Origin of the sequence: Rhodoferax sp. OV413, from assembly GCF_945881795.1 — a bacterium.
Lineage (GTDB): Bacteria > Pseudomonadota > Gammaproteobacteria > Burkholderiales > Burkholderiaceae_C > Allorhodoferax.
This window is the reverse complement of record NZ_CAMCVG010000102.1, coordinates 1-7,160: the sequence shown is the minus strand read 5'-3', so window position 1 is coordinate 7,160 and position 7,160 is coordinate 1. Positions and strand designations below refer to the sequence as shown.

General features: G+C 61.2%; 6 protein-coding genes. All 6 read right to left on the bottom strand.

What is annotated here, in order from left to right; translation table 11 throughout:
* On the bottom strand, nucleotides 1-770 hold a 770-nt coding region (locus tag Q0O05_RS10705), incomplete at its 3' end, for an ABC transporter ATP-binding protein (protein ID WP_293662860.1).
* A gap of 108 nt (nucleotides 771-878) precedes the next feature.
* Nucleotides 879-2,207 carry an ABC transporter substrate-binding protein gene (locus Q0O05_RS10700; RefSeq protein ID WP_293662858.1) on the bottom strand — a complete coding sequence of 443 codons (1,329 nt, stop codon included), beginning with the start codon at nucleotides 2,205-2,207 and terminating at the stop codon, nucleotides 879-881.
* A 59-nt stretch (nucleotides 2,208-2,266) separates the two neighbouring features.
* A complete protein-coding gene (locus tag Q0O05_RS10695) occupies nucleotides 2,267-3,343 on the bottom strand; it encodes a branched-chain amino acid ABC transporter permease (RefSeq protein ID WP_293662856.1) in 1,077 nt (358 codons plus the stop codon).
* A 94-nt stretch (nucleotides 3,344-3,437) separates the two neighbouring features.
* Nucleotides 3,438-4,367 carry a branched-chain amino acid ABC transporter permease gene (locus tag Q0O05_RS10690; RefSeq protein WP_293662855.1) on the bottom strand — a complete coding sequence of 310 codons (930 nt, stop codon included), beginning with the start codon at nucleotides 4,365-4,367 and terminating at the stop codon, nucleotides 3,438-3,440.
* An 11-nt stretch (nucleotides 4,368-4,378) separates the two neighbouring features.
* On the bottom strand, nucleotides 4,379-5,164 hold the full coding sequence (locus Q0O05_RS10685) for an ABC transporter ATP-binding protein (RefSeq protein ID WP_293662853.1): 786 nt from the start codon (nucleotides 5,162-5,164) through the stop codon (nucleotides 4,379-4,381).
* Entirely contained in the window at nucleotides 5,161-7,113 is a 1,953-nt protein-coding gene (locus Q0O05_RS10680; protein ID WP_293662851.1) for an AMP-binding protein, read from the bottom strand. Before Q0O05_RS10680 ends, Q0O05_RS10685 begins: the two co-directional genes overlap by 4 nt.
* Nucleotides 7,114-7,160: the final 47 nt, after the last annotated feature.

Genomic DNA, 7,160 nt, shown 5'->3' with positions numbered 1-7,160 from the left:
TCTTTGAAGCTCTTGCGCTCACCGCCGCCCACGCCGAGGTAGAACTCTTTGACGTCTTCGTTGCTGCGCAAGTCGGCAGCTGCGCCGTCCATCACCACCCGCCCGCTTTCCATGATGTAGCCGTAGTCGGCGTATTTCAGGGCCATGTTGGTGTTCTGCTCCGCCAGCAGGAAGGTGACTTTTTCTTTTGCGTTGAGGTCCTTCACGATCTCGAACACCTCCTCCACAATCTGCGGCGCCAAGCCCATGGACGGCTCATCGAGCAGCACCATGCTGGGGCTTGCCATGAGCGCGCGACCAATGGCACACATCTGCTGCTCGCCGCCCGAGGTGTAGGCGGCCTGGCTGTTTCGGCGGGTCTTGATGCGGGGAAAGTAGGTGTAGACCTTCTCCAGGTTGGCCGCAATTTCCGCCTTGCTCTTGAGTGTGTAACCGCCGGTGAGCAGGTTTTCTTCGATGGTCAGGTGCGCAAAACAGTGGCGGCCTTCCATGACCTGCACCACGCCGCGCTGCACCAGATCCGCAGGGCTCAGGTTTTCGATGCGTTCACCGCGCAGCTCGATGCTGCCCTTGGTCACCGCGCCGCGCTCGCCGGCCAGCAGGTTGGACACCGCCCGCAGCGTCGTGGTTTTTCCGGCACCGTTGCCGCCCAGAATAGCCACAATGCCGCCCTCGGGCACCTGCAGCGATACGCCTTTGAGCACCAGGATGACGTGGTTGTAGATGACCTCGATGCCATTGACGTTGAGAACGATGTTTTTCTGTTCCATAGGTTTGCCTTTACCAATCGACAGGCCTGCGCAGCAAGCCTGTCGATTGGCGGCCCGACAGGGCCGCTTCCCCTCCCGCTCGGCGGGAGGGGTTGGGGAGGGTTCAGATCAAGACTGGCAGTCCGCAGGTGTGCGGGGTGTCAGCTTCTTATCAGCGGCGTACTTTGCAGCCGTGGTCTTGACCAAGGGCTTGATGATTTGCTCATCGCCTTGCAGCCAATCCGAAGTGAACTGCCACTTGGTGCCATCCCAGGTGTGAATACGGGCCCAAGCCGCGCCCATGTGGTCCACACACGAGGTGCTGATGGGGCGCATCACGCCGGCAAAGCCCAGCCCGTCCAACTTGGCTTGGGTCAGGTTCAGGTTTTCCAGGCCCCAGCGGACTTGTTCGCCGGTCATGACCTTGCCCTTGCCGAAGCGGTCTTGTGCCGCGCGCACGCCCTCAATGCCCAGCATGGCGCTCATCGCACCACGCATGTAGAGCACCTGGCCGACTTCTTCTTTAGGACCGGTGCCCTGGCCCTTGCCGTGGACCATAGCCATCACGTCCTTGACCAGCTTAGACTGGGGCTCAGCGCCGTGCTGCATGGTCACCGCGTTGTAGCCTTTGGCGCCGTCGGCCACGTCTTTCACATCAGGCTCGGCACCGGCCCACCACACGCCGTACATCTTCTCGCGGGGGTAGCCGGTCGCTTGTGCTTCCTTGAGGGCGGTGGTGTTCATGATTCCCCAGCCCCACAGCACCACGTAGTCAGGACGGTTCTGGCGCACTTGCAGCCAGGTGGCTTTTTGCTCCACACCGGGTGCAGTCACGGGCAAGAGCGTCAGGTTAAAGCCGTGCATGGCAGCACGCTCTTGCAGCAAGGGAATAGGCTCCTTGCCAAACGGGCTGTCGTGGTAGACCAGCGCCACTTTCTTGCCCTTGAGCTTGTCGAGTCCGCCCTCTTTGTTGCCAATCGCCTGGATGATGGCGTCAGCGGCGACCCAGTAGGTGCCGGCAATCGGGAAGTTCCACTTGAACACACTGCCGTCCGCACTCTCGCTGCGGCCGTAGCCCACGGTTACCACCGGAATCTTGTCGGCGGGGGCCTTCTCGGTAATAGCAAAGGTGGCGCCGGTTGACAGGGGCTGCACGAAAGACGCGCCCTTGCCCTTGAGGCGCTCATAGCACTCCACGCTGCGGGCGGTGTCGTAGCCGGTTTCGCACTCTTCGAAGCTGAACTTCACGCCGTTGATGCCGCCGCGCGCATTGACCAGCTTGATGTAATCCACATAGCCGTTGGCCCATGGCACGCCGTTGGGCGCGTAGGGCCCGGTGCGGTAGGACAGCACCGGGATGAATTGCTCTTTGGCTTGTGCGAAGGCATTGCCGGCGAAAAGGCCGGAAGCACCTGCCGCGAGCAAAGTGCTTGCGAGAACGAGTTTAGATAGCTTCATATGTCTCTCCTGTAGTAAATGGTTGAAGCACGGGGGGAAACGGAACCTGCCCTGCCGCATCAATGCGGGAAGGGCCACAAACGCAATTTCTGTTTGCCGATGGACCACAGCTTGGCCAGCCCATGGGGCTCCACAATCAGAAACCAGACAATCAGGCCGCCGAACACCATCAGCTCGGCGTGCGAGACGGTGGCGGTAGAAATCTCAAGGCCGAACAAGCCCGCCAGCGCCGGCAGGAACTGGCTCAAGAAGATGGGCAGCACCACAATAAATGCGGCGCCGAAGAAGCTCCCCATGATGGAGCCCAGGCCGCCGATGATGACCATGAACAGCAGCCGGAAGGACTGATCCACCGAGAAGGCCGCCGGCTCCCAGGCGCCCAGATAAATAAAGGCCCACAAAGCGCCCGCCACGCCCACGATGAAAGAGCTCACCGCAAAGGCAGTCAGCTTGGCGTACATCGGGCGGATGCCGATGACGGCGGCTGCCACGTCCATGTCACGGATAGCCATCCACTCTCGGCCCACCGCGCTGCGCACCAGGTTCTTGGCCAAGAGAGCAATCACCGCCAGCAGGCTCAGACAGAACAGGTATTTGGCGACCGGCGACTCCAGCGACAGGCCGAACACCTGCAGGTTGGACACCGACACCGAGCCCGAGGGCGAGTAGTTGGTGAACCACTGAATACGCAGGAACATCCAGTCGGCAAAAAACTGCGCAGCCAGTGTGGCCACCGCCAGATAGAGCCCCTTCACGCGCAAGCTCGGCAGGCCGAACAGCACGCCAAACAACATGGAGCACACGCCCCCCATCAACAGGGCCAGCAACAGGGGCATGCCTTCGAACCGAACAAAGAAGTTGTAGGCCGCATACGCGCCCACGGCCATGAACGCGCCGGACCCTAAGGAGATCTGGCCGCAGTAGCCCACCAGAATATTCACCCCCACCGCCGCCAGCGAGAAGATGAGGAAGGGAATCAGAATGGCGCGGAAAAAATAGTCGCTTGCCAGCATGGGCAACAGCGCGAAGGCCACCAACAGCAGCAAAGCGATGGCGATGCGGTCCTGCAGGATAGGAAATATCTGCTGGTCCTTGCGGTAGCTGGTTTTGAACTGGCCGTTTTCTCTGTAGAACATGTTTTACTCTCGAGTGATCTTTTGTCTCCGACCCGCTTCGCTTAACTTTGCTTCGCAAAGCTGGTCTGCGACGAAAAACTGTTGAATGCGTGTTTCATACGCGGTCAATTATTTTTTCGCCAAACAAGCCTTGCGGGCGTACCAGCAAGAACCCCAAGGCAAGTACATAGGCAAACCAGATCTCAATGCCGCCGCCCACATACGGCCCGAGGTACACCTCGGAGAGCTTCTCGCCCACGCCAATAATCAGCCCGCCCACAATCGCACCGGGCACCGAGGTCAGCCCGCCCAGAATCACCACCGGCAATGCGCGCAGGGCTACCGTGGTGAGCGAGAACTGCACGCCGAGCTTGCTGCCCCAAATCATGCCGGCCACCAGCGCCACGACGCCGGCCACGCACCAGACAATGACCCAGATGCGGTTGAGCGGAATGCCGATGCTTTGCGCGGCCTGGTGGTCGTCGGCCACAGCGCGCAGGGCGCGACCGGTCGAGGTTTTCTGGAAGAACAGGCTCAGCAAAGCCACCAGCGCCGCGGCAATGATGGCGGCATAAAAGTCTTCCTTGTTGATCAGAATGCCGCCCTCGAAGGCGCTCTCCAGAATCATCACCGGGTCCTTGGGCATGCCGATGTCAATCTTGTAGATGCTGCTGCCGAAGATGGTTTGACCCAGGCCTTCCATAAAGTAGGTGATGCCCAAGGTCGCCATGAGCAGCGTGGCGCCCTCCTGGTTCACCAACTGGCGCAACACCAGCCGCTCAATCAACCACGCCACCACAAACATCACCCCGCCGGCGCCGATAAAGGCCAGCACCGTAGCCGCCACCTGCGAGCTGATGCCGAGGTACAGCGGAATCCACTCCGCAAAGCGCGCCATGGCCAGCGCCGCAAACAGCACCATGGCGCCTTGCGCAAAGTTAAACACGCCGGAGGCCTTAAAAATCAGCACAAAGCCCAGCGCCACCAGCGAATAGAGCATGCCGGCCATCAGGCCGCCGAGAAGGGTTTCCAGAAAAAATGCCATGGTCGGGTCTTTCAGTGGCTGGTGCCGAGGTAGGCGCTGATCACGTCGGGGTTGTTACGCACTTCGTCCGGGGTGCCGTCGCCGATTTTTTTGCCATAGTCGAGCACCACCACACGGTCGCTGATATCCATCACCACGCCCATGTCGTGCTCGATCAACACCACCGTGGTGCCGAACTCGTCGTTCACGTCCAGCACAAAGCGGCACATGTCCTGCTTTTCTTCCACGTTCATGCCGGCCATCGGTTCATCGAGCAACAGCACCTGCGGCTCCATGGCCAAGGCGCGCCCCAGGTCGACCCGCTTTTGCAGGCCATAGGGCAACTGCCCCACAGGCGTCTTGCGGTAGGCCTGGATTTCGAGGAAATCGATGATGCGCTCCACCGCTTCACGGTGCGCAATTTCTTCGCGCTCCGCGGGGCCGATGCGCAGCGCCTGCAAGAGGATGTTGCTCTTAATCTTGAGGTTGCGGCCGGACATGATGTTGTCCAGCACGCTCATGCCTTTGAAGAGCGCCAGATTCTGAAACGTGCGGCCAATGCCCATCACCGCCACCTGATGGCTGTCCATGTGCTTGAAGGTCTGACCGCGGAAGGTGATGGCACCCTCTTGCGGCGCGTAGACGCCGTTGATGCAGTTCAGCATCGAGCTCTTGCCCGCGCCGTTGGGCCCAATGATGGCGCGGATCTCGTGCTCCCGCACATCGAAGCTGATGTCGGTCAGTGCCTTCACGCCGCCAAAGCGCAGGGAAATGTTTTTGACGTCCAGAATGACGTCGCCAATGCGTTTGCTACTCATGCTGCGGCCTTCACAGGGGCAAAGGTTTGGGTGTCTTCGATGCGCAGGGTGGCGCTCACGCTGCCGCTGCGGCCGTCTTCAAACTTCACCACCGTTTCAATGAACTGGCTGCTCTTGCCCTGGTACAGCGCGTCCACCAGCACCTGGTATTTCTCGGCAATAAAACCGCGGCGCACCTTGTTGGTACGGGTGAGCTCGCCGTCGTCAGCATCCAACTCCTTGTGCAGCACGAGGAAGCGGCTGATCTGGCTGCCGGCCAGGAGGGCATCGGCGCTCAGGTCGGCATTCACTTGCTCAACACACTCTTTGATGAGCGCATACACCTCGGGCTTTTGGGCCAGGTCGGTGTAGCCGGCGTAGGGCAGGTTGCGGCGCTCAGCCCAGTTGCCCACGGCGTCAAAGTCGATATTGATCAACACGCACACCTTCTCGCGACCGTCGCCATAGGCCACCACTTCTTTGATGTGCTGGAAGAACTTGAGCTTGTTCTCGACGTACTTGGGCGCAAACATGGCGCCGTCGAAAGCGCCGCCCTGGATGCGGCCCACGTCCTTGACCCGGTCGATGATCTTGAGGTGGCCGTGCGCGTCAATGAAGCCAGCATCACTGGTGTGGTACCAGCCGTCGGCGGTAAGCACCTCGGCCGTGGCCGCAGGGTTCTTGTAGTACTCCTTGAGCAGCCCCGGCGACTTGACCAGAATCTCGCCATTCCCGGCGACCTTGATTTCCACCCCCTCGCAGGGCACGCCCACCGTGTCGGCGCGGGCCTGGTGATCAGGCTGCAGGCAGACGAACACGGCGGTTTCGGTGGAGCCGTAGAGCTGCTTGAGGTTGATGCCAATGGAGCGGTAGAAGGTAAACAAATCCGGCCCGATCGCCTCTCCGGCGGTGTAGGCCACCCGCACCCGGCTCAGGCCCAGCGTGTTGCGCAAGGGGCCGTAGATCAGCAAGTTGCCAAGGGCATACAGCGCGCGGTCTGCGCCCGACACCGTCGCGCCATCCATCAGCGCCGGCCCCACGCGCTTGGCCACGCCCATGAAGTAATGGAACACGCGGCGCTTGAGCGCCGAGGCGTCTTCCATCCGGATCATCACGCTGGTGAGCATGCCCTCGAACACCCGTGGCGGCGCGAAGTAATAGGTCGGGCCGATTTCTTTGAGGTCGATGTTGGAGGTTGCGCTGCTCTCGGGGCAGTTCACCACATAGCCGCACGAGAGCCACTGCGCGTAGCTAAAGATGTTTTGCCCGATCCATGCCGGCGGCATGTAGGCCAGCACATCTTCGTCGCTGGTGAGTTGGTCGAACACCGCTCCGGCGCGGGCGCGGTTGAGCAGCGAGTCGTGGGTATGCACCACGCCCTTGGGGTTGCCGGTGGTGCCGGAGGTGAAGAACATGGCGCCCACATCGGTAGGCGCGATTTTTGCGACTTCGGCCTTGAAAAATGCAGGATTGGCCATGGCAAAGGCCTTGCCCGCTGCCTGCAAGGAATCCATCGAATCCAGGCCCGGCTGGTCGTAGTTGCGCAGGCCGCGGGGGTCATCAAAGTAAATGTGGGTAAGTTGCGGGCACTGCTCGCGCACTTCGAGCAACTTGTCGACCTGCTCCTGGTCTTCGGCAAAGGCAAAGCGCACTTCGGCATTGCTGATCGGGAACACGCACTCGGGTGCCGCAGCGTCCTGGTACAGCGGAATCGGCACGCCGCCCAGGCTCTGCACCGCCAGCATGGTGGCGTAAAGGCGCGGGCGGTTGGCGCCCACCACCGCCATGTGGTCGCCGCGCTTCATGCCGGCCTCGTGCAGCCCCGCGGCCAGGTGCTCCACCATCACGGCCAGGTCGCCCCAGCTCAATGATTGCCAGATGCCGTATTCCTTTTCGCGCATCGCGGCCGCCTGCGGGCGTTGTGCCGCGTGCTGCAGCAGGAGCTGCGGAAATGTCGTTTGCGTACCCATTGCGTCTCACCTCGTTATCACCTGCCGCGTCGTGGCGCAGGCTCTTG